At 62.0% G+C, this 25,579-nt stretch carries 21 protein-coding genes; 15 read left to right on the top strand and 6 right to left on the bottom strand.

Going from position 1 to position 25,579, the window contains the following annotated elements:
- Positions 1-13 precede the first annotated feature (13 nt).
- From JV551A3_RS19240 to JV551A3_RS19230, 3 genes are all read left to right on the top strand, one after another.
- Positions 14-571: a VOC family protein gene (locus JV551A3_RS19240; protein ID WP_133971250.1), complete on the top strand. Its 558-nt coding sequence runs from the start codon at positions 14-16 to the stop codon at positions 569-571.
- 50 nt (positions 572-621) lie between these two features.
- The gene (locus JV551A3_RS19235; protein WP_133971252.1) at positions 622-2,289 is read left to right on the top strand and encodes a bifunctional 3-(3-hydroxy-phenyl)propionate/3-hydroxycinnamic acid hydroxylase; all 1,668 of its coding nucleotides are present in this window, start codon (positions 622-624) and stop codon (positions 2,287-2,289) included.
- A 96-nt stretch (positions 2,290-2,385) separates the two neighbouring features.
- The gene (locus JV551A3_RS19230; RefSeq protein WP_133971254.1) at positions 2,386-3,429 is read left to right on the top strand and encodes a VOC family protein; all 1,044 of its coding nucleotides are present in this window, start codon (positions 2,386-2,388) and stop codon (positions 3,427-3,429) included.
- Between the two features lie 113 nt (positions 3,430-3,542).
- On the opposite strand, the gene JV551A3_RS19225 is transcribed toward JV551A3_RS19230, so the two are convergent.
- Positions 3,543-4,211, bottom strand: a complete 669-nt coding sequence (locus JV551A3_RS19225; RefSeq protein WP_133971256.1) for a FadR/GntR family transcriptional regulator — start codon at positions 4,209-4,211, stop codon at positions 3,543-3,545.
- Positions 4,212-4,436: 225 nt separating this feature from the next.
- On the opposite strand from JV551A3_RS19225, the gene JV551A3_RS19220 reads away from it, so the two are divergent.
- The 12 genes from JV551A3_RS19220 (at position 4,437) to JV551A3_RS19165 (ending at position 16,280) form a co-directional block, all read left to right on the top strand.
- Positions 4,437-5,018 carry a YceI family protein gene (locus JV551A3_RS19220; protein WP_133971258.1) on the top strand — a complete coding sequence of 194 codons (582 nt, stop codon included), beginning with the start codon at positions 4,437-4,439 and terminating at the stop codon, positions 5,016-5,018.
- 152 nt (positions 5,019-5,170) lie between these two features.
- Positions 5,171-6,178: an ornithine cyclodeaminase family protein gene (locus tag JV551A3_RS19215; protein ID WP_133971260.1), complete on the top strand. Its 1,008-nt coding sequence runs from the start codon at positions 5,171-5,173 to the stop codon at positions 6,176-6,178.
- Between the two features lie 20 nt (positions 6,179-6,198).
- Complete coding sequence (locus JV551A3_RS19210) at positions 6,199-7,209, top strand: dihydrodipicolinate synthase family protein (RefSeq protein WP_133971262.1); 1,011 nt, start codon at positions 6,199-6,201, stop codon at positions 7,207-7,209.
- Positions 7,210-7,219: 10 nt separating this feature from the next.
- Positions 7,220-8,689: an NAD-dependent succinate-semialdehyde dehydrogenase gene (locus tag JV551A3_RS19205; protein WP_133971264.1), complete on the top strand. Its 1,470-nt coding sequence runs from the start codon at positions 7,220-7,222 to the stop codon at positions 8,687-8,689.
- 174 nt (positions 8,690-8,863) lie between these two features.
- Complete coding sequence (locus JV551A3_RS19200; RefSeq protein ID WP_133971266.1) at positions 8,864-9,670, top strand: SDR family NAD(P)-dependent oxidoreductase; 807 nt, start codon at positions 8,864-8,866, stop codon at positions 9,668-9,670.
- A gap of 2 nt (positions 9,671-9,672) precedes the next feature.
- On the top strand, positions 9,673-10,101 hold the full coding sequence (locus JV551A3_RS19195) for a twin-arginine translocation signal domain-containing protein (RefSeq protein WP_133971268.1): 429 nt from the start codon (positions 9,673-9,675) through the stop codon (positions 10,099-10,101).
- A gap of 4 nt (positions 10,102-10,105) precedes the next feature.
- A complete protein-coding gene (locus JV551A3_RS19190) occupies positions 10,106-11,782 on the top strand; it encodes an FAD-binding oxidoreductase (protein ID WP_166674238.1) in 1,677 nt (558 codons plus the stop codon).
- Positions 11,779-12,171 (top strand): c-type cytochrome, encoded by a 393-nt coding sequence (locus tag JV551A3_RS19185; RefSeq protein ID WP_205125959.1) that lies wholly within the window; start codon positions 11,779-11,781, stop codon positions 12,169-12,171. Before JV551A3_RS19190 ends, JV551A3_RS19185 begins: the two co-directional genes overlap by 4 nt.
- Positions 12,171-13,346 carry an MFS transporter gene (locus JV551A3_RS19180; protein WP_133971272.1) on the top strand — a complete coding sequence of 392 codons (1,176 nt, stop codon included), beginning with the start codon at positions 12,171-12,173 and terminating at the stop codon, positions 13,344-13,346. The genes JV551A3_RS19185 and JV551A3_RS19180 overlap by 1 nt, the downstream gene beginning before the upstream one ends.
- 47 nt (positions 13,347-13,393) lie before the next feature.
- A complete protein-coding gene (locus JV551A3_RS19175; protein ID WP_133971274.1) occupies positions 13,394-14,704 on the top strand; it encodes an oxidoreductase in 1,311 nt (436 codons plus the stop codon).
- Positions 14,705-15,046: 342 nt separating this feature from the next.
- Entirely contained in the window at positions 15,047-15,421 is a 375-nt protein-coding gene (locus tag JV551A3_RS19170; RefSeq protein ID WP_166674240.1) for an EthD domain-containing protein, read from the top strand.
- A 58-nt stretch (positions 15,422-15,479) separates the two neighbouring features.
- Positions 15,480-16,280: an SDR family NAD(P)-dependent oxidoreductase gene (locus JV551A3_RS19165; protein WP_133971277.1), complete on the top strand. Its 801-nt coding sequence runs from the start codon at positions 15,480-15,482 to the stop codon at positions 16,278-16,280.
- 152 nt (positions 16,281-16,432) lie between these two features.
- Here the strand turns inward: JV551A3_RS19165 and JV551A3_RS19160 are convergent, their stop codons facing one another.
- The 5 genes from JV551A3_RS19160 to JV551A3_RS19140 all read right to left on the bottom strand — a co-directional run bounded on the left by JV551A3_RS19160 (position 16,433) and on the right by JV551A3_RS19140 (position 25,046).
- Positions 16,433-18,106, bottom strand: coding sequence for an FAD-binding oxidoreductase (locus JV551A3_RS19160; protein ID WP_133971279.1), 1,674 nt, complete (start codon positions 18,104-18,106; stop codon positions 16,433-16,435).
- A gap of 2 nt (positions 18,107-18,108) precedes the next feature.
- Positions 18,109-19,449: a (Fe-S)-binding protein gene (locus tag JV551A3_RS19155; RefSeq protein WP_133971281.1), complete on the bottom strand. Its 1,341-nt coding sequence runs from the start codon at positions 19,447-19,449 to the stop codon at positions 18,109-18,111.
- Positions 19,446-20,906, bottom strand: coding sequence for an FAD-binding oxidoreductase (locus JV551A3_RS19150; RefSeq protein WP_133971283.1), 1,461 nt, complete (start codon positions 20,904-20,906; stop codon positions 19,446-19,448). The genes JV551A3_RS19155 and JV551A3_RS19150 overlap by 4 nt, the downstream gene beginning before the upstream one ends.
- Before the next feature lie 610 nt (positions 20,907-21,516).
- Complete coding sequence (locus JV551A3_RS19145) at positions 21,517-23,979, bottom strand: efflux RND transporter permease subunit (RefSeq protein ID WP_133971285.1); 2,463 nt, start codon at positions 23,977-23,979, stop codon at positions 21,517-21,519.
- Positions 23,976-25,046 carry a WD40/YVTN/BNR-like repeat-containing protein gene (locus JV551A3_RS19140; protein ID WP_133971287.1) on the bottom strand — a complete coding sequence of 357 codons (1,071 nt, stop codon included), beginning with the start codon at positions 25,044-25,046 and terminating at the stop codon, positions 23,976-23,978. Before JV551A3_RS19140 ends, JV551A3_RS19145 begins: the two co-directional genes overlap by 4 nt.
- Positions 25,047-25,579: the final 533 nt, after the last annotated feature.

Here is a 25,579-nt window from a genome sequence, read left to right as displayed (position 1 = left end):
AGGAGACCACACCATGCTGTGCAAGAAACTTCACCATGCCGCTTTTCGTTGCCGCGATGCGCGCGAAACGGTCGAGTTCTACACGAATATGCTGGGCCTGCGCTTTACCCATGCGATGGGGGAGGACCATGTGCCGTCCACTGGCAAGTACAGCCCACACGTGCACATTTTCTTCGAGATGGAAGACGGTAGCCACATCGCGTTCTTCGAATGCCCGCTGGATGAGGGCGAGGTGTCCGGGCGCGACCCGAAAACCCCTGGCTGGATTCAGCATTTCGCCTTCGAAGTGGCCGACATGGAGATTTTACTGCAGGCCAAGGCCGACCTCGAGGCCAAGGGCTTGAAGGTGATCGGGCCGACCAACCATGACGACTTCATCGAGTCGATCTACTTTTTCGACCCTTCCGGGCACCGGCTGGAGCTCACGGTTCGTACCTGTCACGACCCCAAACGCTTGCAGAGTTTCGTCGACGAAGCGCCCGAAGTACTCGCATTGTGGGACCAGACCCATGACTGGTCGCAGCGCGAGAAAGTGTTCGGTACCCAGTCAGGCTACACGCGGTCGGAGTGAGGTCCGGGCCGGGGCATCCATGGCATTGGTAACTAGACAAGGAGACGGATATGGCATTTAGCCAGGAAATTCCGGCTGAGCCGCTGGATGTGATCGTGGCCGGTTACGGGCCCGCTGGAGCGACGATCGCTGGCTTGTTGGGCCGGCGCGGTTGGCGCGTGGCGGTGCTCGATCAGGCGGCCGCTATCTACGACAAGCCCAGAGCCATTACTGCCGATCACGAGGCACTGCGTGTGTTGCAGGAAATTGGCATAGCAGACGAAGTGGCGGCGATGTCCACGCCGCACCCCGGTACCGACTACACAGGTCTCGAAGGGCAGGTCATCAAGCGCTTTTACCCTGGGTCCGACGAGCCGCTGGGGTGGATGCAGAACTGGATGTTCGAGCAGCCGAAGCTGGAGGGCTCGATGCGCCGGGCGGTGCAGCGGATGCCGTCGGTTTTGACCCTGTTGCAGCACCAGTTGCTTGAGGTGAGCCAGGATGCCGATAGCGTCGAGGCCCGTGTATGCCGTCTCACCGACGGCACCACGCATACGCTGCGTGCGCGCTGGCTGGTCGCAGCCGATGGTGCTAGCAGCACCGTGCGCAAGCAGTTCTCGCCAGCGATCGAAGACTTGGCTTTCGATGAGTGGTGGCTGGTTGTCGATGCCTGGGTGCGTGGGCCGGTGGAGCTGCCCTCACGTTGTGTGCAGTACTGCCGTCCGTCACGGCCTGGCACCTACATCGTCGGACCGGACGCGCTGCGGCGCTGGGAAATCAAGATGCTACCAGGTGAGACGCCGCAGCAGTTCCAGGATCACGCCGAGGTCTGGCGCGTGCTCGGAGAGTTTGTCGACCCCAGCGGGCTGGAGCACTGCCGTACCGCCATCTACCGTTTTCACGCGCTGGTGGTTGAGCAATGGCGTCACGGGCGCGTGTTTCTGCTTGGCGATGCCGCGCATCAGATGCCGCCCTTCCTCGGCCAGGGGCTCTGTGCGGCAGTGCGTGATGCCTTCAACCTGGCGTGGAAGCTCGACGCGGTAATGTGCGGTCGGGCCACGCAGCAGTTGCTCGACAGCTACACCGAGGAGCGCAAGCGCCATGTGCGTACCGTGGTCGGCCACGCCAAGGCATTTGGCCTGATCATTGGCGAACTCGACGAGCAAGCTGCTCGCGAGCGCGATAAGCGTTTGGAGGCCGAGCTCGTCTCGGGTGCTGCGCAGACGATCCGTGCGCAGTTCACTCCAGGCCTGGTAACGGGCCTCATCGATCGTGATGTCGAGGGTGTCCCGAGCGTTGGTGCGGGCGAGTTGTTCGTGCAGCCTTGGGTGCGTGAAGGTGATGCGCAGTGGCAGCGGCTCGACGATGTGCTGGGAGCGAACTTTGCCATCGTCGCGACCTCGAGCGAGGTGCTGAGTGCGTTCGACGAACAAACGCGTGAGTCTTGGAAGGCGCTGGAGGGACGATTGATCCAGATCCAGCCTCAAGCGCTGGCGGCGAACGGTGGCGCGTGCGACGCATGGGTGCTGCAGGAACGCGAAGCCCTGTTCAACGGTTGGCTGGAGCGCCTGGGCGCTGTGGCGGCCGTGGTTCGACCGGACCGCTATGTGTATGGCGTGGCATGTTCGGCAGAAGAGCTGCGCCGACTGGTGCATGAGCTCGCGCAAAAGATGTTCCAGGCTGATGCCGCGTGCGTCAGTGCGTCTTGCGATGAAGACTGTATTGCGGTGAGTCCGTGAGCGGCTCCCCGTATCTGGCCTACGCATCCTGGCATTGGGACGCGAATGTACCGATATGAATCCTATTGCTGTATCTAATGAATGAAGGAGAGACGTGTGTCCATCATCGGAATTGAATCGCTTGTATACGGTGTGGAAGAGAAAGACTTCGCAGACTCGGTCCGCTTCTTCGAGGACTTCGGGCTGCCGCTGCGCAAGGTGTCGGAAGGCTTGGCCACATTCCGATTGGCGGAGGGTAGTCATGTTGAAGTTCGCAAGCTCGATGATCCGTGGTTCTTGCCGTCCGCGCAGCGGGGGACCGGTGTACGCGAATGCATCTGGGGCGTGGAATCGCAGGAGAGCCTCGAGGAGCTTCTGATAGACCTGCGCCGCGACCATGACGTGCGTCTGGACGAGGACGGTACTGCCCGTTTCACCACGGCATTCGGCCAGGCAGTCGGCTTGAAGGTGTGGCGCAAGCTGCCTGTACACTCGGCACCGACGCCGTTCAATTCGCCTGGCAACTTCAATCGTGTCAATCAGGTGCGCAAGTGGATCAGGCGGGCCATTCCCACCACCATCCAGCACGTCGTATGGGCGTTCCCGGACGTGAACCAGGTGTTGGACTTTTATCGCGATCGACTGGGTTTCCGACTGGCGGAAATCCAGATCGGCGCTGGGGTGTATGTACGTGCCTCGGGAGCGCAGGATCATCACAACATCTTCATTGCCGATGCATCCAACCAGGCACTTGGGTTCGACGGCAGCATCAGCTTCCACCATGCCAACTTTGGCGTGGAGGATATCGATGAGCTCATGGTCGGCAAGAACTACATGGAGCGCCGTGGGTGGCCAAGGTCTTCGTGGGGCATGGGGCGCCATCGCATCAGCTCTGGGGCGTTCCTGTACTTGAAGTGCCCTGCTGGTGGAGAAGCGGAGTACGGTGCCGACATCGATGTGCTCGATGATCGCTGGGTGCCGCACGTCTGGGAAGCCCGGTTCGGGTCCAATATCTTCATTCACGACATGCCGGTCTTCCTGCAGGATGAAGTGCAGTGGGACGTGGGTTATTGCGAGCCCGATGCTCGCTACCCGGATCCGTCCGCGTCGGTGGGCGAGTGTGATGGCCTGCTGGTGAAGCCCGCCGTGACAATGGCCTGAGATCGCTGAGGTGAGCTCAGGCTCTGCATCAGCGCGCGACAGAACGCCGCCACGTGCGGCGTTCTGCTCGGCGTGAACCGTCAGCAAGCGCGTGCAGTTTGCTGCCAGGGGCGTTAGCGCAGGCCGAACAACCTGGTTCTGACCGACTGTAGATGTTCGCGCATGAACTGTTCAGCCTTGCCTGGATTATGGGTGCGGATGGCGTCCACCAGCAGGAGGTGCTCGTTGTCGGTGCCATGCCGGGAATCGGTCATTGGCGCGAATACCTCCTCCATGCGTGCATCGAGGTTGACCCTTACCTGTGCGCGCATGGTGTCGTACAGCATCAGCAGCAGGGCGTTGTGTGTCGCCTCTGCAATAGTCCGGTGCAGGCGCTCGTCCAAGCGCTTCCAGGGCATGAACGGCCCCGGCGCCTGCATTTCGGTCAGGCACTGCTGCAACGCGGCGATGTCCGCTGGTGTCGCGTGCACCGCAGCTTGCGCAGCCAGTTGTGGCTCCAGCACCAGCCGTGCGTCCATCAAATTGTCGACGCTGATCGAGGAGGACCAATTGCCGTCATCGACCTTCAGTTGGCGTGCGCCGATGAAGGTGCCTTTGCCCACATGACGCCAGATCAGCCCTTCGTCCTCCAGGCGCTTGAGCACGGTGCGTAAACGCCCTCGGGACATGTCCAGCGCCTCGCACAGTTTTGGTTCCGGCGGCAGGCGCAGGTCGCCACCCTTGGCCGCACGGCCTTCGATGTATTCGCGTAGCCGCGCTACATCGTCTTCGATCAGTTTCATAGATTCCGCCATGTTCGTTGGCCTCCCTGGTACGGGGAGGTTGAGCGAGTTGCCATCAGCCAGTCGGCGTTTTGTCGGATTGGGTGCAGATTGGAGCGTGTTAAAGTGCTTTATTTTAGGTTCAATTTATGGATTGATGCGTTTATTGGTTTCTGATTATGCCACACAGAAAATAGCATTGTACCCATGATCAATTGCCCCGAGGACGGGGTCTGGAGTTTTCTTATGTCGAACATGCGCACTACCCAATCCGAAACCATCCCTGTAGAGGCCTCTGCGGCACTGTCTAGCGCAGTGTGGACGCTCGATCCCGCCCATACCCATATCGGTTTTACGGTGCGCCACCTGGGTCTGACCCGCACGCCGGGCATCTTCAAACGCTTCAGTGGCCAATTCGCTTTCGACGACTTGAACATCGAAGCTTCGAGCGGGACGTTTGAAGTCGATGCGGCGTCGATCGACACCGCGCTAGACCTGCGTGACGAACACCTGCGCGGCAGCGAGTGGTTCGATGTGCAGGCGTATCCGAAGATCGTCTTTGTCTCCCGCGCCGTGCGGCATATCGAGGGCAGGCAGTATGTCATCGACGGGGACCTGACCTTGCGTGGAATCACACTGCCCATTGCTTTCAACATGACGCTGATTGATCGGGCAGTTAATCCTTGGACTCAAGCCCCTGTGGTCGGGTTCGAGGCCGTGGCGGGCATCAGTCGCAGCGCATACGGCATGAGCGCGTTTCCGGGGGCATTGTCGGACGAGGTGCGGTTGGCGGTTTCGATCGAATTGGTTCGCGCCGAACAAAATTGATTGTCTTATGATGCATTTCAATTTTGTTATTGACATGTCAATTGATGGTTAATAGGCTGGTCGGTAGCTAGGCATGGCGCTCTCGCTACTTGCGATGCCTGCCCTCGCTCACCTGTCCTGAGAACGGTTCAATTACCTAAGGTCTACGATCCATGAGCATTCCTGCCCCCGCCCCTGTGTTCGTTTCCAGTGAAGCCGCCCGTGAGGTCTTCGACTGGAAGGACGCCATCGGTGCTTTGCAACTGGCGTATTCGCAGTCACAACCGCCGCAGTCCACGCCGCCGCGCAGCGTCGCCGCGCTGCACAAGACTTGGCTGCGTACGCTGCCAGCGGTGCCAGTCACGGGTCGCTATTACGGTGCCAAACTCATGGGGGCGGCGATGGGCGTGGACAAGCCGGCGGTGGAGTACGTGATCGTGCTGTTCGATCGCCAGACCAGCCGGATCGCCGGTTTCGTCGACGGCGCCCTGGTCACCGGTTTCCGTACCGCCGCCACCTCTGCTGCTGCGCTCGATCGTCTTGCGCCGCCCGGCCCCGCGCGCCTTGGCGTGCTGGGTAGCGGCCTGGAAGCCTCGATGCATGTGCGCGCCATTGCCAGTGTGCGCGAACTGAGCGAAGTCGTGGTCTTCAGCCCCACGCCGGAAAAACGCGCGGCGTTCGCCGAAGCCGTGACGCGTGATCTGGGCGTGCCGGCGCGCGGCGTCGGGTCGGGTCGGGAGGCGGTCGAGGGCGCCGACCTGGTGCTGTGCGCGGCACGTTCGCGCGATGAACAGCCCACGCTCTATGCCGACTGGCTCAAGCCTGGAGCCACGATCGTGTCCATCGGTTCCACTGTCCCTTCGCAGCGCGAGATCGACGTTTCCGTGGTCGAGCGTAGCGACATCATCGTCTGCGACATGCTGGAAGAAGTGCTGGAAGAGACCGGTGACATGCTCGAGGCGAACAAGGCCGGGCTGCACTTCCACGACAAGTCCTACAGCCTGGTCGACTTGATGAGCGGTGCCCTCGATGAGCGCTTGCTACAGGCCCAGACGCGCATGTTCAAGTCGGTCGGTGGCGGCCTGCAGGATATCGTCGTCGCTGAATTGATCCTCAGTCGGGCGATCGCGGCCGGCTCGGCCACGCCGTTGCCAATCCAGTTCGAAACCAAGTACCTCTGAATAGACCAAGGAAAACAACAATGGCCAGCTATAGCAGAAAAGAAGCTCGCGAATGGGCACGGCAGAACCTCGTCGGCGTTGCCAACGTCACCATTCCCACGATGACCTCGGACTTCACCCGCTTGAACGAGAAGGCCATCCGTCATGACGTCAATCTGACCATCGAGCACGGCTTCGTCGGCTCGCTCGCCGTCTCGGAGGTGCCGCTGAGCTTCGAGGAGCATGACCAGTTCCAGCAGATCATGGTCGACGAAGCCAAGGGCCGCCTGATCGTGGTCCACCATGCGGTATTCAACACGCTCGAAGACAACATTGCCGCGGTCAAGCGCGCCGAGGCCAACGGCGCCGAACTGGTATTGCTGGGCTACCCTCCGCACTTCTATCCAAAGTCGTATGAAGAGGTCTACCAGTACAGCAAAGCCATGTGCGATGCCACCAACCTGGCGGTCATGCTGTTCCCTGTACCGATCTGGGGCTTTGGCCGGCTGCACCCGGCCGACATTCCGGTACCGGTACTGCGCCGCCTGGTCGACGACTGCCCGAACGTGGCTGCGATAAAGACCGAAGGTGGCATGCCTTACATCATGTCAGCCATTGAGGTGCACCGGCACTTCCACAAAGAGGTGGTGATCTCGTCGCCGCTGGAGTACGAGTACATCCCGCTGGCCCAGGTCATGGATATCCCGTTCTGCGGCACAAACTACAGCGCCTTCTTCGGTCCGGCGATCCCGCAGGCCCACAAGCTGATCCGCGAGGGTCGGTACGACGAAGCCACCGAGCTCTATTACAAGCTCGAACCGATGCGCAAGGCGGTAGCTGCCATCGGCTTCGGTGGCCATGCGCTGTCGAACCGGCTGATGTGGAAGTACCAGAGCTGGTTGCAGGGATACAACGGTGGCCCAATCCGCCACCCGACGGCGCGTGTGCATGGCCGCGACATGGCGGTGCTGCGCAGTGCCACCCAAGCCGCCGGCATGAATCCGACCAGTTCGCCGGATGAAGACTTCTTCATCGGCCGCAACCCGGCTTGAGGGGACGGACATGAGTGAATTGAAGCAACTTGAGCTGAAGGATCCCGACCTGCTGCGCCAGGCCATGCTGATCGGCGGTCAATGGGTGCAGGCCGATAGCGGGCAGACCATCGAGGTGCGCAACCCCGCCACCGGCGAATTGGTGGCGCGGGTGCCCAATGGGGGGGCGGCGGAAACCCGTCGAGCCATCGAAGCGGCCGAGTGCGCGATGAAAGGGTGGCGCATGACGTTGCCTAAACAGCGCGCCATCGTGCTGCGCAAACTCTACGAACTGATGCACGAACACATCGATGATCTTGCGATGATCATGACCGCCGAGCAAGGTAAGCCGCTGGTCGAATCGCGCGGTGAGATCCTGTACGCAGCGGGCTTCATCGAATGGTTCGCGGAAGAAGCGCGGCGCACTTACGGCGACATCATCCCGCAGAATGTCGATGGCCGGCGGATTCTTGCACAGAAAACGCCAATCGGCGTGTTCGCTGCGATCACACCTTGGAACTTCCCTGCGGCGATGATCACCCGCAAGGCCGGCCCGGGCTGGGCGGTGGGCTGCGCCGGTGTGATCAAGCCGGCCAGCCAGACACCACTGTCGGCGTTGGCGCTGGCGGTGCTGGCTGAACGTGCCGGCCTGCCCGCAGGCGTATGCAATGTTGTCACGGGGTCGGCGCGTGCCATAGGTGGCGAGCTGACCGCCAACCCTATCGTGCGCAAGCTCTCGTTCACAGGTTCCACCGAGGTAGGCGCGCAACTGTTGGCGCAGTGCGCACCGACGATCAAGAAAACCAGCATGGAGCTTGGCGGCAATGCTCCGTTCATCGTGTTCGACGACGCCGATGTCGATGCCGCGGTGCAGGGTGCGCTTGCCGCGAAATATCGCAATACCGGGCAGGCTTGCGTAGCCGCGAACCGCATGTTGGTGCAGTCCGGCATCTACGATGCCTTTGCCAGAAAGTTGGCCGAAGCTACCGCCGCCCTGAAGGTCGGCAACGGCATGGACGAGGGTGTAGTGCAAGGACCGCTGATCAACGAAAGCGCGGTGCGCAAAGTCGAGGAGCACATCGAAGATGCGGTGGCCAAGGGCGCGCGGGTGATCGCTGGCGGCAAGCGTCATGGGCTGGGTGGCTCCTTCTTCGAGCCTACCGTTCTCGCTGACGTGCCGCTAGACGCACTGATCTTTAGCGACGAAACCTTTGGGCCGGTCGCGCCGCTGTTCCGTTTTGAAACCGAAGAGCAAGCCATTGCCTTGGCCAACGACACGCCGTTCGGCCTGGCGTCATACCTGTATGCGCGCGACGTGGGGCGCATCTTCCGGGTGGTCGAGCAATTGGAATTCGGCATGGTCGGCGTGAACGAAGGCCTGATTTCTACCGAAGTTGCACCGTTCGGTGGTGTCAAGGCGTCCGGGTTGGGGCGTGAAGGTTCCAAGTACGGCATCGATGACTACCTCGAAATCAAGTACGTGGCGCTCGGAGGGCTCTGAGGCAGCATTTGGGTAATGCCTGGCTGGAGGGTTGGGTGGATGCTCGACCCTTTGGCCGGTTGTTTAGCGTAAAAGACCTTTAATTAAAACGTTACGAGTCGTATTGTTTTGTTTTGTGCGCATCAGACCCGGTATGGGTCGTATAAAAACAAGAACGCATCAAAGGAGACAAGCATGTACAAAGCGCTAAGTCTTGAGGGCAAGGTCGCGATCATCACGGGGGGCGCCGGCGGTATCGGACAGGCCACCATCGAGCTGATGGTCGGACGTGGAGCGCGCGTAGCCATCGCCGATATCGCACTGGATCGCGCGCAGGCAGTCGCCGCGAAATATGGCGACTCGGCGCTTGCTATCGAGATGGACCTCACCGACGAGGACTCCATCAAGCGCATGGTGGTGCGTGTAGTGGAGCACTTCGGCCGCATCGACATCCTGCATAACAACGCCACTGCGGTCGGCCAGCACCTGGTCGCGGCCGACAACGCGATTGGCGAGATGTCCACCGACACCTGGGACACATTCTTCGATACCAATTGCCGCGGAACGATGATCGTCACCCGCGAGGCGTTGCCGCACCTGATCGCCAGCGGCGCTGGCGCCATTGTCAATACCGTGTCCGGCATGGCGTTGCAGGGCAACATCCGCTTCCACGCGTACAGCGCGACCAAGGCGGCCATGATCCAGATGACCCGCGCCGTCGCCACCGCCTACGGGCGTAAGGGCGTGCGTTGCAACGCCGTCGCGCCGGGGCTGGTGTTGACCGAAACAGTGGCCAAGGATTTCCCGCCGGCGATGCTCAAGCTGGTGTTGGACGAAACGCCTCGCGACCGTGTCGGCGCCCCGCATGACATCGCCGAGGTTGTGGCGTTTCTTGCGTCCGATGCCGCACGCAATATCACCGGACAAACCCTGGTGGCCGATGGCGGTGTGTCGATTCATATCCCGGGCTTTTCCGCCTACCGCGAATTCTTTGGAGAGTGAGCATGGGCCTGGATGAGTTGACGATCAGCCGGCGTCGGTTTTTGCGCGCGGGCAGTGGGGTCGCCGCGCTGGCCGTGCTTGCGAATTCCCCATGGTTGGCGATGGCGTCTGCGCGGCCGCTGCCGGCCAATGACATCCGTTTCATCGTGACCGACCGACGCCATGCGCTAAGTGTGGCATTCGCCAAGGCTTATGTCGCACGTGGTAGCGAGCCGCTGGAGGTGGTCGATGGGCTTACGCGTCTTTGGCAGCAGTCGCTGTTACCGATGTGGAGGCGCCGAGACGGTGCCGTCGCAGGCTTGACCACGCGAGCGGTGTGGCAGTGCCTTGCCGAGCAGGCGCGCAGCCATTCGCTTCGTACCCGGGCGCTGGCGCCAGTAGGCGTCAACGATGGGCATCCCGATAACCTCGTCTCCTGGATCATCGCGTGACGCCATGAAAACACCATTGAATGTATCGCCCCAGGACTTTGCCAGTGCATTGCAGGCGTTCGCCAACGTCGTCGGCAAGGAATGGGTATTCACCAGTGACGAAGACCTTTTCGCGTACAAGGATGCCTATTCACCGCTGCGCGACACGCCGGAAGATCGCAGTGCCTGTGCTGCCGTCTCGCCAGCGACTGTCGAAGAAGTGCAGGCGGTGGTGCGCATCGCCAACACGTACAAGATCCCGATCTACACCATCTCCACTGGCAAGAACCTTGGCTATGGTGGCTCGGCGCCAAACCATTCGGGGTCGGTGGTGCTCGACCTCAAGCGAATGAATCGAATCATCGAGGTCAACGAGAGTAATGCCTACGCCATCGTCGAGCCAGGCGTTACCTATTTTGATCTCTACAACTACATCAGTGAGCGCGGGTTGAAGCTGTGGGTGGACGCGGCCGACCCTGGGTGGGGTAGCGTGCTCGGCAATGCCATCGATCATGGCGTTGGGCATACCTCGTCGCGCTTTCGCAACCACTTCGACGCGCACTGTGGCATGGAGGTAGTGCTGGCCAGCGGTGAGGTGGTGCGTACGGGTATGGGGGCGTTGCCAGGCTCCAAGACCTGGGCGCAGTACAAGCACGGCATGGGGCCGATTGTCGACGGCATTTTCTCGCAGTCCAATTTCGGTATCGTGACCAAGATGGGGATCTGGCTGATGCCGGCGCCGGAAGCCTTTATGGAAGGCACGGTGTTTGCCCCGCATTACGAAGACCTGCATCCCCTGGTCGAACTGCTCAAGTACGCCGAGAACAGCGGCCTGGCACCCGGCACGCCGGAGTTGCTCAGCCCGCTGCTCGGTGTCAGCAACCAGACCAAGTTGCTGGTCGACGCTTTCTACAAGGGGCCGCCGCAATTGCCTAAGGCACAGGCGGAGCTGGTTGCAACATCCAAGGTTGGTTATTCGTCTGAGCTGGCCAGATACGGGGCAGACAATCGGATCCCGTACTGGGGGCTCTACTTGAAATTTTACGGGCCGCCCAAGGTGATCGCTGCGCAGTGGGAGGCGGTGCAGGAGCTGGCGGCCAAGTCGATCAAGGGGGCAACGTTCCAGACAGGGCCGATCCAGACAGATCCGCGCAAGGCGGCCGAGGCGTGGACGATTTACCCGCAGGACGTTGGTGTGCCGAACATGGACTTTTTTGGCATGGGTACCCGTGCTGGGGGAAACCCGGCGCCGATGCGCGGCCACATGTGGTTCTCGCCAGTGATCCCGCAAACTGCGCAGGGCATCTTCGATGCCAACCGTGTGTTCGATGAGGCAGCCAGGACCATTCCGGCATTGCAGAACGTGCCCATCTGGAATCTCAGGCCATTCGCTTTGCCAGCGCCATTCTACGAGCGCACTTTCCTGTTCATTGTCGGCTTCCCCATCACCGACGACACGGCCTTGAACAAGTCCGTCGTCAAGGCTTACCGGACGCTGCTGGACATTGGCGCGCAGCATGGTTGGGGCGAGTACCGTTGCCACACCGAGTTCCATGACCAAGCCATGGGCCTGTATTCGTACAACGACCATAGCCTGATGCGGCTACACGAGACGATCAAGGACGCCGTCGACCCCAACGGCATCCTGTCTGCGGGCCGCTACGGTATCTGGCCCCGGCACCTGCGCGGGAGGCCATCATGAAAAAAGCCATCGGTGTGCTCGGGCTGTCCTTTGCGCTCATGCCTGTCATGTGGGCGAACGCTGCAGACGGTCCGCTCAAGGAGGTTGCCGTATCGGCTGCGGCCGCTGGCGCGACACAGGCATCCCATCCGCTCGGGAAGGCGGTCTACAACCGCTGGTGCGGAATTTGTCACGGCCGTGGCGAGCGCATGCCTGGTACCGCGTCGCTGCAGGCCAAGTACCAGGGGGCGATCCCCGCGGCGTTGGAAGACCGCCGCGATATGCCCGCGCAATTCATCGAGTTCTACGTGCGCAACGGGGTGATGATCATGCCCGCGTTCCGCAAGACCGAGATCAGCGATGCCGATCTTCAAGCCCTTGTCGAATACCTTGGCCGGAGAGCCCCTTGATGGACACTACTCCCTACACACGTTCCACATCGACTGACGCCGCGCTTCAGAAGGAATCGCGCGGAGGCATCGTCGCACTGATCATTGGCCATTGCGCCGGCCTGATGGATATCACCGCCCTGCCGATCTGGGTGGGTATGGTGCTGGTTGGGAGCCTGGCCCTCGAGCCGCAGAAGGCTGGTTTCCTGCTGACCCTGTTCCTGGGTTCGGTCGTGCTCAGCAGCCTGTACTTCGCGCCCAGGCTCACCCGGATCAACCGCCGGCGCATCCAGCCGATGGCCTATGCATTGGCTGGCTTGGCCTTTGCCTGGATGACCCAGGTCGGCAGCAACTATGGACTGCTGGCGACCACGCACGTCATCGCCGGTCTGTCGGTTGGCTGCGGCCTGTCGATTGTGCATGGCACGATGGGAGGGACTGGCAATCCGCACCGCACGGCTGCGATTGCGTTCACCATGTTGAGCCTGGTGTCCACACTGATGCTGTCGATCCTGCCGCCCCTGGTCGGCAGGATCGGCCCGAACGTGTTCTTCTACACAATGGCGGGCATCATGTTCATTGCTTCCTTGGCCGGGCTGCTTGCTTTCCCGCAGATCGACAAGGTGGCCAAGCACGAGAGTCTGGCAGTCAGCAGGCTACCGGCACGCGTCTGGTTCGCCATCGCCGGCGTCAGCCTGCTGATGGTGACGCACTCGATGATCCTCGGCTTTGTCGAGCGCATTGGCGTGTCGCATGGTTTCAGCACCGCGCAGATCACCACAGTGTTGGTCGTCAGCGGCTTGGCAAACCTTGTGTTTGTCACCCTGTCCGGCCCACTGGGGAGCCGCCTTTCGGCTGGCTGGGTGGTTGTGATCGGGCCGTTGATCCAGGCCACTGCCGCCTTGACCGTGGCTCAGCTGTCGATCTATGCGACCTACATTGTGGGGACCTCGATCTTTATCTCCGTGCTGACCTTCACCCATGTCTTCGCATTCGGGCTGATTGCGCGCATGGAGCCCACCGGCCGCGTACTGGCGGCGACACCGGTGATGATCATGGCCGGTTCCGCTGTCGGGCCGCTGCTCGGTGGCATGCTGGCGCAGCACGTCGACTATGCCAGTCTGGGTTGGGCAGCGGTGGCGTTTGGTCTACTGGCGGCCACGAGCTTTGGCCTTGCCACCCGCGGCCTGCGCTGAAGCCCTTCATATCCGTTGAATACCCATCCAATAGGCAAGGCACAACCATGACTACCACATTGAACAATGCGGCTGCGGTGCTGGGAAGCCCACTCAAGATCAATGGGCTGGAGATCAAGAACCGGATCATCCTCGGGCCGATGTCGGTCCTGCGCCCGACCCCCGACGGGCGGCCTAGCGCACAATCCATCGCCTTCCTGCAGCGGCGTGCTCAGGGTGGAGTAGGGCTGGTCATCGTCGGTGGCTCGGTGGCGACGACGCAGGCCTGGGACGAGTCGCCGTTCACGCCGCTTATCCGCTTCGACAAGGATGAATTCGTCGGCGATCTCAAGCGATTGACCGATGCCGTGCACGTTTATGGCACGCCGGTGTTCGCGCAACTGTTCCCCAGCTTCGGTCGCATGGGCGTGCCGCGCAACGGCAAGTGGATCTCGGCGGCCAGCCCGAAATCGGTGAACATGGGTGTGGCCGGGCTACCCGATAACATCTATATCCCCGGTGGTCGCATTACACCGCTGCCGCACGAGGCAACCGTCGAGGACATCAAGGCGCTCGAGGCCGGCGTTGTGGCTGCGGCACGGCGAGCGAAAGCGGCGGGTTTCGATGGTGCCGAGATCGCCGCGCACATGAGCTATTTCTACTCGTCGTTCCTCTCGCCGCTGGCAAACCAGCGCACGGATCAATACGGCGGCTCGGCGCAGAACCGGGCCCGGGCGCTGCGCGATGTGGTCGCTGCGGTGCGTGCTGAAGTGGGCGCGGATTATCCGCTCGGCATCCGCATGAGCGTGAACGATCACCTGCCTGGCGGACAGGGCCCGGATGGATTCGCCGAAGTTGCGGCGCATATCGTCAAGGGCGGAGTGGATTTCATCTCGCTCAGCGAGGCCAATTACGACAACATGCGGGTCAACGTGCCGAGCAGGTCCGGCACCATGCTTGAGTTTGGCGAGCCACAGGCGTTTCGCAAGGTACTTGGTCCTGGGGTCAAACTGTTCCTGTCGAGCACCCCCGACCCGCAGCAGGCGGCGGACGCGATCGTGGACGGGCATGTCGATGCAAACATGTTGGCCCGGCAGATGCTGGCCGATCCGGACTACGCCGTGAAAGTGCTTGAAGGCCGAGTGGCGGACATCAACTGGTGCGACCATGCCAACTCATGCATGCGTCGCTTGATCCTCAACGTGCCGGTTGCTTGCCATAAAAACCCAGAGATGGGCCGCGAGCACCCGGATGCCGAGCGTGCGAGCCTCGGTCAGGCGCTTGCGGTGTGGGCCGCAGGCAACAAGCCGCTGATGACGATTGCCGACAAGCTCGCCCGGGCCAAGCAGAAAAAGCAACCCTCGGCCGCCAGTCAGTGAGCGAGCCACTGTCCGGCATCACCTACAAGCTCGTCGTCTTGCTCAAGGCCCGGGAGGGGGTGTCCCTGGATACCTTCGCCGATGCCTGGCTGGCGCTGGAGGCGCGCGCTCCGATTGTCGGGGATGGACTAGTAAGGGCGGTCTTCGCGCGCCCGTTGTCAGGACCATCACCGATTGCCAACGCGTCGACCGCGCCGTATGACGCGGCCCTGGAGACATGGTGGCAGCGTGAGGATGATGCGTTCGGCTGGGCGTCGTCTCGTGATTTCGAGCAACGCTGGTTGCCACAGCGCTTGGCGTTGCTCGCAGGCCCTCCAGCCGCCATCGGGGGGGCAGCCGCAGATGATCTGGGCGCGCGAGCAACCGGCCGGGCTGGCCCCGGTCACGGTGTTGGTATTGCCTGTCGCACGGCGAAATATGGGGTTCCCCGCGTTCGTCGAGCATTGGACAGGGCCGCATGCACGATTGGCGCTTGGGGATCCGCACGCCGAGGAGCGACTGGTTCGGCTCGAGGATACCCCGTCGGCTGCAGTGCCGCCGGCATTTAGAAAGACCCGATACGACGGAGTCGGTGCGCTCACTTTCGCATCGGTACAGGCGCTCGCGGCCTCGTTCACTTCTGATTACTACCACGAGCATTTGGCGCCGGACGAGCAAAGGTTCACCGAGCCGCTGTTCTCGGTGGCGTTTCTGACCCAGGGGATGGAACTGCGCTAACGCGTCGTTCCGGAGCAAATGCGGCAGCGCCCGCACAACAACCTATGGATACTTAACAATGACAAAGAAATCGAGCAGTGAAGTCCGGGTGGGTCGGCTGCGTAGCAAGGTGGTGCTACTCACCGGCATTGGCAGTGGTATGGGCCGCGAAACGGCGCTGCTGTTCGCACGTGAGGGCGCGATCGTTGTGGGGTGCGACATCGATCCTGCGACCGCGCTGGAAACCGCTCGATTGGCGGCCGAGCAAGGCCACCCCATCGAGGCGGTCGCGCCGGTTGACTTGACTGTACGCGAACAGGTGCAGGGTTGGATCGAAGATGCGGCGGTCAAGCATGGCCGCATCGACGTACTCTACAACAACGCCAGCCTCCCGAGGTTCGCGCCGTTTGCCGTGCAGTCCGATGCCGATTATGTGTTCACCATGCAGAACGAGGTGGACCTGGTCTGGCGTGCTTGCCAACTGGCATGGCCGCACCTTGTCAAAGCCAAGGGCAACATTGTCAATATTGGTTCCGGTGCCGGCCTGCAGGGCGCGCGGGCTTTGCCTCAGGCGGCACATGCGGCGGCCAAGGGTGCGGTACTCGCGCTGACGCGCCAACTCGCTGCCGAAGGTATCGAGGTTGGTGTGCGCGTCAACTCGGTAAGCCCCGGGGTCATGAACACTGCGCCGATCCAAGCGATGTACCGCAACCTCGGTGCCAACGCACCGGTGGCGCCGATCGTCGAACGCACGATCACCGGCAGGCCTGGCGATCCGATCGCGGTTGCCTATGCCGGCCTCTACCTGGCCTGCGACGAAGCCCAGTGGGTCACCGGGATCAACATTCCGGTCGACGGTGGCGCCGGCTCGATCATGTAGTGGTTGCTTGGCGTGAACCCGGTCGTCGCGCTCGCAGTTCCCGCCAGGGCAGGCTCGATGATCCGGGTTCAGCCGTGCAAACGTGGTCACTGTGCCGTGGCTGGCCCCTTGGGCGACTGCCAGGAGCCGCCCCGGGTGCTGGCTGGGTCTGCTCAGTTGGACTTGAGCATCGCGCGCATGGCCAGCCGCATGATCATGGGTACGCGGGCAATGATCACCCGCATCACCGGCCATATCCTCCCCAGGCCCGTCTGGCCCTTGCCATGCGGGAACATGCCGTCGGAAGAGCCGGCAGGGTCGAAGGTTGCTTTCACGGTTCGCATCGCTTTGTTGACCCCGAACCGCTTGTTGTAGATGTCGATCAGCATCTGCCCGATTCCCATCGCGGTCAGGCCTACTGGCCGGCGCTCGTTTTCCTCCATGGTCTGAAGTACATAGACGTAGCCGTCGGCGGCGGAGACCACATCGTTGTTGTCACACGAGACGATGTTCTCTGCCCAGAGCTGGCGGCCCTCGTTCGGCCAGAGCCAGAACTCCTCGGGATGGCCCTCGGCAAGCGTTTTGTGCTCTTGCTTGAAGGGCCGCATGATTTTCTCGACGGTGTCGATCATGGTAGGCATCTGGTTGAAGGAGTCCCACATGCCAATACTGGTCAGGACGTTCCTGGCGCCGGTGCGGTAGGCACGAGGCACGTAGCACGCGGTGACGGCATTGCGTGCGATCACCTCGGCATGCACCTGTTCGACATCCAGGAGACGACCCTGCGTCTTGTCGACGATTGCGCGAATGGTCAGGTCGCGCCATTGGGCTTCCGCCGCGCTTTCGGACACGGCCAGCAGGGTCCACGAGATGCCGTTCTCTGCCCTGGCAATCCCCGGCAAGGTGCCGGTGCTGAACTGGTCGTAGAACTCACGGTTGGTCGGTGTCAGGATCCAGCCGTACTGATCGGGGGGGATTCGTACGACCAGCGTGGGGGCGTTCGAGATCATGAATTCATAGGCGGCTTTGGTTGGGCCGTTCCAATCGTCCCAGACGATCTGGTAGAGCCGCATGGTCTCGCTGAGGGCAATACCGACTTGCGGATGCTGGCCTCGATGCTCCAGCACACGAGGGCCGGCCCAGGGGTGTAGCTTGTAGCCAATCCGGGTGAAGATGCCGAGTGAGCCGAACGCGCCTGCGGAGCCGCGGATCATGCCACGAAATCCTGGTCCAGGGCCCTCGCCGGCAAACCAGCCGGCACCGCAGGCGGCCGAGCCGGCGCGGACGATCTCGCCTTCCGGCGTGACCCATTCCCAAGCGAGCAAATTGTGCACATTGAACCCGGTGTGGTTGCCCGAGATGCCTATCCCACCCATCGAGGTTGCTGACGCGAGCGGGGAGTGGGTCCAGCCGGCGCCGATGATATGGCTGGTGAGCCCCACCTTCATCGCCTCGGCCTGGAGCTGGGCGGCGGTAACGTAGGGTTCGATGACGGCCATCTGGTTGCGTGCGTCGAGCTCTACTATCTGGTTCATGCGCCGCAGGTCGACACTGACCACCCCGTGCTGGGTAACCGTATTGAACGAACCTGTGCCGGTGCTGTGCGCGCGAAACTTGAGGCCGTGCTCGATACAGGTGCGCACCACAGCCTGCACCTCCTCGGTAGAGGAGGGCAGTACCACTGCCGTCGGCCGTATGTCGTACAGCTGTCTCGAGGAGGGGGCGCCGCCGGTGCTGGTGACCCATGAGTAACCGGCGATGATCGCCGCATCATCGGACACATGGGCAGCGCCCAGGGCCGCCTCGAAGTCTTGCCGCGCCGCGGATGAAAGCTTGATAGCAGCCATCGTTATCTCTCCTGTACGGGCACGTCGACGCACCCCGCGAGTATTTCGAACAAGCCCATTACCCTGATGTTCCCGCCCGTGGCGCTGGCCACGTCGGCGAGGTGTCGCCGGCAACCACCACAAGCGGTGGCGAGAACCTCGGCCCCCGTAGACCGAGCCTCGTCCAGACGGTTCTGGGCGGCGAAGCGGGCAAAGTCCGGAAAGGCTTCGGGGGCGCCGCCAGCCCCGCCGCAGCAGTAGGACCCGACCCGGTTGCGCTCCATCTCGACCAGTTGCAGGCCGGCGACACGTTCGAGCAGCCTGCGCGGCGGTTCGTAGACACCATCGTTGCCGAACAGCACCTGCTTTGGCGCCTCATGGACCGACATCGTGTTCAATACCTTGGTCCAACGCGTGTCGGACGGCACGACCTGCTCGCTCAATCGGCCAAGTTTGCAAGGATCGTGGTACGTGACGGTGACGGGTTCACCTTTCAGCAGCGTTAGCCTCCCGGCCTCGAACAGGTCATCGATGAACTCGGTGACATGCAAGATCGGCTGCGCTAACGTGGGCAAACCCAGCCGCGGCCAGATGTTGCGGATGCCAGCAAAGCTGCTCGCCGAACAACTGACGACCTGACGTGCGCCTGAACGGGCAATCACCTGCGCCATCTGCTTGGCCAGCTCGCGTGCATCGTCCTGAAAACCCAGGTCGTAAGCACCTTCACCGGTTGAAACCTCGGCGGCGTGGGCCACACCGAAGTCAACGCCGGCGCTGCGCAGGAGTCGCACGATGGCGTGCAGTTCCGGCCAGAGCGCCTGATCGAATGCGTAGTCGCATCCGATCAGCAGCAGTACATCCACCTGCTCGGCGAGTGCGTCCTTCAATGCCAGGCCCTCGCTCCACAGGCTGCGCTCATTGCGCGGCCGGCCGAGGGCGTTGCCATGCTGACGGAGGTTGTCGCGCATTTGCAGATGCACCGGCAGGCTGTGCCCTTCCTGCGCGATATGGGCCCGCAGCGCGTACAGGATCGACAGCGGCTCGACCAGTTCAGCATTGTTGGTCTTGCACGAGGTGTCGCACGCGCCGCACATCGTGCAGGCGAATACACTCTGGAGCGCGGTTTCGGTGTATTGCGCCTCGCCTTCTTTCAGTGCGAAGGCAGTGATGACTTTACCGCCGCCGCTGTAGGCGTGGAACTGGCCCCACTGGATGCTGGGGCAGGCATGGGCAAAGGCGTTGCTCTTGGGCGACGGCGTCCATTTGCAGTGTGAGCAGCGCCAGCAATGGCTGATGTTGCCGGTCAATCCTGCCAGCGGTGAGCGGTCGTCGGGCGCCGGGTTCAATAGACGTTTGTTGCTCATAGCAAACCTCCTAAGCTTTGGGCTCCCGGCTGAAGCACCGTTTGAGGATCGAAAATCGACTTGCTCTTGGCGAGCAGTGCAACGATGGTCCTGTCGCGCTCGAAGGGCACGTGAGCCCACGGGTAGTACGGGCGGCTGAAGAAGCCGCCCGCGGCCGCGAGTGTTTCGGCGACACCGACTGCCTGCGCGCTCAGTGCCGTTGCCTCGTTCACCGGCGCGAGCAGGGTCAGTTGGCAATGGGCATTGACACCGTGCACCAAGGGTTGGAGGTAAATGCAGGGCTCGTCGGCAATCGCGCCTGTCACCCGTTCGAGCAGGCCTTCGACCCTGTCGAGCTGGCTCAGGCAGAAGACTTCTTCGCTGGCGAGACCCAGATTGCGCCCTGGCTGGTCGTCGAGTGCCTTGAACCGGACAGCCAGATGGTGTGCCGGGATACCCGACACCTCGCGGGCCAAATCAGCGTTGAGCTCAGCTGCATCGCACTCTACAGCCGCGAGTTGATAGGCTATCGACTCGTCAGGGAAGTAATCCGGGGCGCAAAGCTCGAAGTAGAGCAGCCACCGTGGCAGCATGGCTGCGAGCGCTCGGTAGTGGGCGACGTCGTTGGCGCAGAGCAGAGCCAGTTGGCGCCCGTTCATCAGGAACAGTTGGCCGGCTGGTCGTCGGCGCAGAAGGCGGTAGGCCAGCTCTACAACGGGGGCGAGCCTGTCGGCCGAGGCAAGCAGTGGCAGCTCCCGGGCGGGAAGTCGCTGGCAGTAGATCGACGCCCAGGTGACGACGCCGAGCGCCCCTTGTGAACCCTGGAGGACGCGGGCAAAGTCGGTATGCGCCGGGCCGACACCCAGCATCTGGCGATTGCCGGCCGCCAGATTCTCTTCGAGCGTCCCTGGGAAGGCCCCCCCGCCAGTGCGGTAGGGTTTACCGGTACCGAATACGAATTCTGTCGCACCCAGTGGATCGGCCGAGTCCCAATGCTGCCCGGGTACGGTGATCGGCTCGCGCTCGAGAAAGGCGGCAATGACCGATTTAGCCGGTCGTGCGAGCAGCGGTCGGAAACTGCGCAGCCCGTGCGGGCGCAGCGCCTTGTCGAACGCTGCGAAGCTAACCCCGGGCTCGATGACGGCGATGGCATCGCGGCCGTCAACGTGGATGATGCGGTCGAGCCTCGATAGATCGAGGATCAACGCTGGCCTGGAGCAGACTGTGTCGCCACGCCGTCGCGGGCCTTCGGCCGAACTTGCCGGGACCAGCGGCACGCCCGTGAGGTTCGCCCACTGTATGACTTGCTGGACCTCGTCGGCCGATACTGGCCGTGCAATGGCCAGTGGCACTGCCCCGCGGCGGCGGCTGGCATCAGTCGCCCAGCCGATAAGCTCGGCCCTGTCCAGGACCAGTGTCACGCCGGCGGGAAAGCCCGCAAGCTCTCCGCCGGCGCGCTTGGTAGTGGCTGTATTCATGGATGTCCTTCCCGAAGGATATGTCGAGCGAGATCGCCCTTTTTGTTGGTTCTTGTCACAGACGATGGTGTTCTCGTCGAGGCGCTGGCCTGCGTTTGTTCCCGAGGCCTGTATGGTAGGTCGGCAGCTGATGAAGAACCGCTCGTCACGTCCGTGATATCGACTGTCCCGTCCATTTCTGCCGCGGCTGGTCACCGCCACAAGCCTGTGCGGATACGCCTATCAGTGGCACTGATTGGCGGTGCCTGGCACATTGCTTCAGCGCGATCCGGGGTAAAGAGGATGAATGCAGGGCAAGCGGCGACCTGAGCACAGGATGGTCAAGGCGTAGGGTGCCCTGCGATGGCAGGGCGGTGGGCAATGCAATGGGGTTGAGGCAAGCGTGTCGTGTCAGCGTTGGTGACCATCGAAGGGCGTATGGTGCTTGGCGGCGTATAGGCCGCGCTGCCATCGATGCCCTGCGCCGGTCTCTTGCTTAGCGCTCAGGAAGATACCGTGGCCAGACCGTGCAGCTCGCTGGCCAGGTGCTCGAAATGCGTGTGCGCATGGGGGCCGTAGCGGGGGCTCGTGTCTCCCGCCAGAAGCACCGTCGATCCCGCGCCTATGCTGCTCAACGTCCACTTGTACTCGGAGTCGCGCATGTCATTGCCAGTTCGCTATCTGCCTTCACCGGCATGGAGGCAACGGCCGCCGAGGTGAGGCCGCCAGGTGATTTTGGCTTCAAGAGGAAATGTGCAAGGGCCGGGATCAGAATCATCGCGCCGAGCATGTTCCACAGGAACATGAAGGCGAGCAGCAAGCCCATGTCGGCCTGGAACTTGATCGGGCTGCCAACCCAGGTGACGACGCCGATGGCTAGCGTCACCCCTGTCAGCATCACCACCTTGCCGGTGAACAGTAGTGCTCGGTAATAGGCCTCGGACAGGTTTTTGCCCGCACGCAACTGGGCCATCGTTACCGACAGGATATAGAGCGCGTAGTCGATGCCTATTCCCACTCCCAGGGCTATCACCGGCAGCGTCGCCACCTTCACGCCCATGCCCAGCGCTACCATAAGTGCCTCGGCAAGCACGGAAGTCAGCATCAAGGGCAATATGGCGACCAGGACCGCGCGCCAGGAACGGAAGGCGATGAAGGCGAGCACCACCACCGCGCCATACACTAGGAACAACATCTGCCGCCAGGCGTCCTTGACCACGATATTGGTCGCTGCCTCGATCCCTGCAGCACCTGCGGCGAGGAGGAATTTTACCTCTTTAGTGTCGTTATTGCGGGCGAAGGCTTCGACGTGATCGACCACGCGTGTCAGGGTGTCGGCCTTGTGGTCGCGTAGATAGACATAGAGCGTGAGGAGATTGCAGCTGTCGTTGTAGAGGCCGCGTGGTGCGCCTGCGGTGACGGTGTTGAGCATGTCCTGGTTTGGCAGGAACTCGTACCACTTGGGGTTGCCTTCGCTGAGTCCGGCCAACATGCGGCGGTTGAGCAGCGCCAGCGAATTGGTTGCCTCGACCCCATCGAGTTGACGCAACTGCCACTCCAGTGCATCGACTTTGTTGAGTGTGTCGTAATGGGCGCAGCCGCCTTCTGGCGTTCGCACCATTATCGCGAGCACGTCGCTCGAAGCGCCGTAACTGGCATTCATGAACGCGACGTCCAGGTTGTAGCGGCTGTCTGGGCGCAGTTCGGGCGCACCTGGGTCGAGGTCACCAATCTTGAGCTGGGTACTGATGGTGAAGCCTGCCAGCCCCAATACCACCGCGGCCGTGACGGCCACGGTGGCCATCCGACGCTGGGTGAAACGGTCGAGGAAAATCCATAGCGGATGCTTGGCGGCGCCAGCGGCATCGGCTGTTTCGGTACGCAGGCTGCGCGCCGCTGCTTTGGCACTGACCCCCGTGTAGGACAGCAGGATGGGCAGCAGGATCAGGTTGGTGAAGATCAGCGCGGCTACGCCGATCGATGCTGCAACGGCCAGTTCGCGGATCACTTGTATGTCGATGACCAGCAGTACCGCGAATCCCACTGCGTCAGCCAGCAACGCTGTGAGGCCGGCAAGGAACAGGCGACGGAAGGTGAAGCGTGCTGCCACCAGCTTGTTCATACCGCGTCCGACATCCTGCATGATGCCGTTCATCTTTTGCGCGCCGTGGCTCATGCCGATGGCGAAGACGAGGAAGGGCACCAGGATCGAGTACGGGTCAAGGACGTAGCCCAGCGTTGGCAAGAAGCCCAGTTGCCACACCACGGCAATCAGGGAGGCCGTGACCACCAGAAGTGTCGAGCGCACGCAGCGCGTGTACCAGAACACCATGACGGTTGCGATCATCACCGCCAGGGCGAAGAACATCAACACCACGCGTACACCGTCGATGAGATCGCCGACGAGCTTGGCGAAGCCGGTGATGTGAATCTCCACACCTTCCGCTGCGTATTTTGTGCGCAGAGCCTCGAGATGCTTGGCAAAGGCGGCGTAGCTCAACGTATGGCCCTGGGTATCACGGGCCAGCAGCGGTACGTAGATAACCGTTGACTTGGCATCGAGTGCGACGATCTGGCCGACTTCGCCGGAGCGAGCGATATTGCTCGCGAGTTGCTCCAGGCTGGCCGGCGAGCCGTCGTAGCCATCGGGGATGACCGGGCCCCCCTCGAGGCCTTCCTCGGTCACCCCCACCCAGCGGGTCGATGGCGTCCATAGCGATTTCATCTGCATCCGGTCGACCCCAGGTAACAGGAACAACTCGTCGGACAGGCGGCGCAGTACATCGAGGTAGGTGGGATCGTAGAGAGTACCGTGTGGGTTGGCGACGGCGATCCGGACTGCGTTGCCAAGCCCGGTGAGTTCACCCTGGAATTGCAGGTAGTTCTGGATATAGGGGTGCTGGGCGGGAATGGTTTTCTCGAAACTTGCGTTGAGACTCAGCTTGGTCGCCTGCCAGCCCAATAGCGCGGTGACGACCGCGCACAGTATTACTACCAGCAGCCGGTGGTTGAACAACGCTCGCTCGATGAGGGAACCGGAGCGCGGGTCGAAAATGTCGGGCGTTTTGGCGATGGGCAAGGGGGCGGATTTCACTTGTGGTCTCCGGTAGGAACGAGGGAGGCACCATGGATGCCGAGCGTAAGGAAGGTGCCATCCTGTTTCGGCAGGATGCTGTTGAGCGGTGGCAGAGGAGGCGCACTCAAGGGCACAAGCGTGCCGTTGCGTTCGCCCAGTACCAGGCCTGCCTGATTCACCAGCACCAGCGCCCCGTCCGGCCGTAACGCCGAGGCCGTGATGGACGCGGGAACCGGCACGGTCATCTGGGTCCAATTCGTGCCAGCATCTTGCGTGCGCCACACGTTGCCAAGCAGCCCCGCTACCACGATGTCGTTCGGGGTAATGAACTCTGCAGTGAAAAAGCTGCCTGGGTAGGGCGTTTGGACTTGCGTGAACGTCTGGCCGCCATCCTTGGATAGACGGATCAACCCCTGCTCACCAACGATGAGGAGGTGTTCGCCTTGGCGTCGAATGGCATACAAATGCAGGCCCTGGGGGTTGTCGAGGCGCTCTATCCAAGGGGCCCAGGTCTTGCCGCCATCATTCGTTGCAAACGCCAAGCCGTAGGCACCGACGACGACGGCGTGTTGCGCATCGAGCAGCAGCAGGTCGAGGAACGGCTTGTCGGGTCCATCGGCCACCAGGCGCTCGGCTTCGCGCAGAGCGGCGGCATCGCCGCGATTACGGGCTGCGGCGAGTGCAAGGTCAGCGGCACGGCGGCCGTCGAGGCGGCGCTCCCAGGTTTCTCCGCCGTCATCGGTGGCAAGTACGGTGCCGCCGTGGCCGACCGCGTAGCCATGCTTCGCATCAGCGAAACGCACTGCGGTGAGAGTGATGCTTACCGGCGTCGCTACCTGGCGCCAGCGCGTGCCGCCATCGTCAGATATCACCACGATGCCGCGTTCGCCCACGGCCACCAGGCGTTGACCCGCCTGGGCTGCGCCAAGCAATACCGCGTGCGGCGTCTGCTGTGAGATCACCGCTGGTCGCTCGAGGGCATCTCCTACCGGTGCCGGCCAAGCTGTGGCCATACTGGTCGAACTGACACAGGCGACCAGCATGGCCAGTGACTGGCGCTGGATGCGGACGCGGAATGAAGTCATTGACTTGTACCCTCTTGTTGTTTTTGTTGTCGCGCCGCAGGTAAAGGCGCGGGCCCATCATGTGGCTTCAATTCGCAGCTACCACAGCTGCGACGTTGCAAAACACTGCAAATTGCGTGGGAGCGCTGGGCTGTATTTTCTCCTCGTTGGAGCGGGTATCGCTGTCGGAAGCGAATGAACCGTGAACGGGCCGCGCATTGGCCTCGCCAAGCTTGTGGGTTGTGTGCATCCTCTAAGTCGAGTGCGTCCTGATCTGCAAAAAAACGATACGGGTCGTATCAAAAAAACTCTATTGATGAATCAATCCTATGTCAATGGACTTTTCCCAAAGCAGTGGCTCAGATAAAGGCAAAAATATGCTAGTATTCGGATACGATACGTATCACAAAGCCTGCAGCCGGTCTTCAAGGTGTGCGGTGGGTACGAGGCATCATGCATGAACTGCGCTTACGGCAAACGTTGACTGGGCTCGCTTCCCGTAACAGGCGGCCTAGGCCATAGGTCAGGGAAGGTTGGGATGCTCGCCCGAGCGA

This window comes from Pseudomonas inefficax (assembly GCF_900277125.1).
GTDB classification, from domain to species: Bacteria; Pseudomonadota; Gammaproteobacteria; order Pseudomonadales; family Pseudomonadaceae; genus Aquipseudomonas; species Aquipseudomonas inefficax.
The sequence above is the reverse complement of the archived record's forward strand: the minus strand, read 5'-3'. Positions and strand labels throughout refer to the sequence as shown.

Bases quoted from the DNA above. Each gene is read 5' to 3' on its own strand.
- JV551A3_RS19195 (WP_133971268.1), top strand. From the start codon at position 9,673: ATGGGCCTGGATGAGTTGACGATCAGCCGGCGTCGGTTTTTGCGCGCG.
- JV551A3_RS19190 (WP_166674238.1), top strand. From the start codon at position 10,106: ATGAAAACACCATTGAATGTATCGCCCCAGGACTTTGCCAGTGCATTG.
- JV551A3_RS19160 (WP_133971279.1), bottom strand. From the start codon at position 18,106: ATGGCTGCTATCAAGCTTTCATCCGCGGCGCGGCAAGACTTCGAGGCG.
- JV551A3_RS19185 (WP_205125959.1), top strand. From the start codon at position 11,779: ATGAAAAAAGCCATCGGTGTGCTCGGGCTGTCCTTTGCGCTCATGCCT.
- JV551A3_RS19215 (WP_133971260.1), top strand. From the start codon at position 5,171: ATGAGCATTCCTGCCCCCGCCCCTGTGTTCGTTTCCAGTGAAGCCGCC.
- JV551A3_RS19155 (WP_133971281.1), bottom strand. From the start codon at position 19,449: ATGAGCAACAAACGTCTATTGAACCCGGCGCCCGACGACCGCTCACCG.
- JV551A3_RS19200 (WP_133971266.1), top strand. From the start codon at position 8,864: ATGTACAAAGCGCTAAGTCTTGAGGGCAAGGTCGCGATCATCACGGGG.
- JV551A3_RS19150 (WP_133971283.1), bottom strand. From the start codon at position 20,906: ATGAATACAGCCACTACCAAGCGCGCCGGCGGAGAGCTTGCGGGCTTT.
- JV551A3_RS19240 (WP_133971250.1), top strand. From the start codon at position 14: ATGCTGTGCAAGAAACTTCACCATGCCGCTTTTCGTTGCCGCGATGCG.
- JV551A3_RS19210 (WP_133971262.1), top strand. From the start codon at position 6,199: ATGGCCAGCTATAGCAGAAAAGAAGCTCGCGAATGGGCACGGCAGAAC.
- JV551A3_RS19235 (WP_133971252.1), top strand. From the start codon at position 622: ATGGCATTTAGCCAGGAAATTCCGGCTGAGCCGCTGGATGTGATCGTG.
- JV551A3_RS19140 (WP_133971287.1), bottom strand. From the start codon at position 25,046: ATGACTTCATTCCGCGTCCGCATCCAGCGCCAGTCACTGGCCATGCTG.
- JV551A3_RS19180 (WP_133971272.1), top strand. From the start codon at position 12,171: ATGGACACTACTCCCTACACACGTTCCACATCGACTGACGCCGCGCTT.
- JV551A3_RS19170 (WP_166674240.1), top strand. From the start codon at position 15,047: ATGATCTGGGCGCGCGAGCAACCGGCCGGGCTGGCCCCGGTCACGGTG.
- JV551A3_RS19220 (WP_133971258.1), top strand. From the start codon at position 4,437: ATGTCGAACATGCGCACTACCCAATCCGAAACCATCCCTGTAGAGGCC.
- JV551A3_RS19175 (WP_133971274.1), top strand. From the start codon at position 13,394: ATGACTACCACATTGAACAATGCGGCTGCGGTGCTGGGAAGCCCACTC.
- JV551A3_RS19225 (WP_133971256.1), bottom strand. From the start codon at position 4,211: ATGAAACTGATCGAAGACGATGTAGCGCGGCTACGCGAATACATCGAA.
- JV551A3_RS19165 (WP_133971277.1), top strand. From the start codon at position 15,480: ATGACAAAGAAATCGAGCAGTGAAGTCCGGGTGGGTCGGCTGCGTAGC.
- JV551A3_RS19205 (WP_133971264.1), top strand. From the start codon at position 7,220: ATGAGTGAATTGAAGCAACTTGAGCTGAAGGATCCCGACCTGCTGCGC.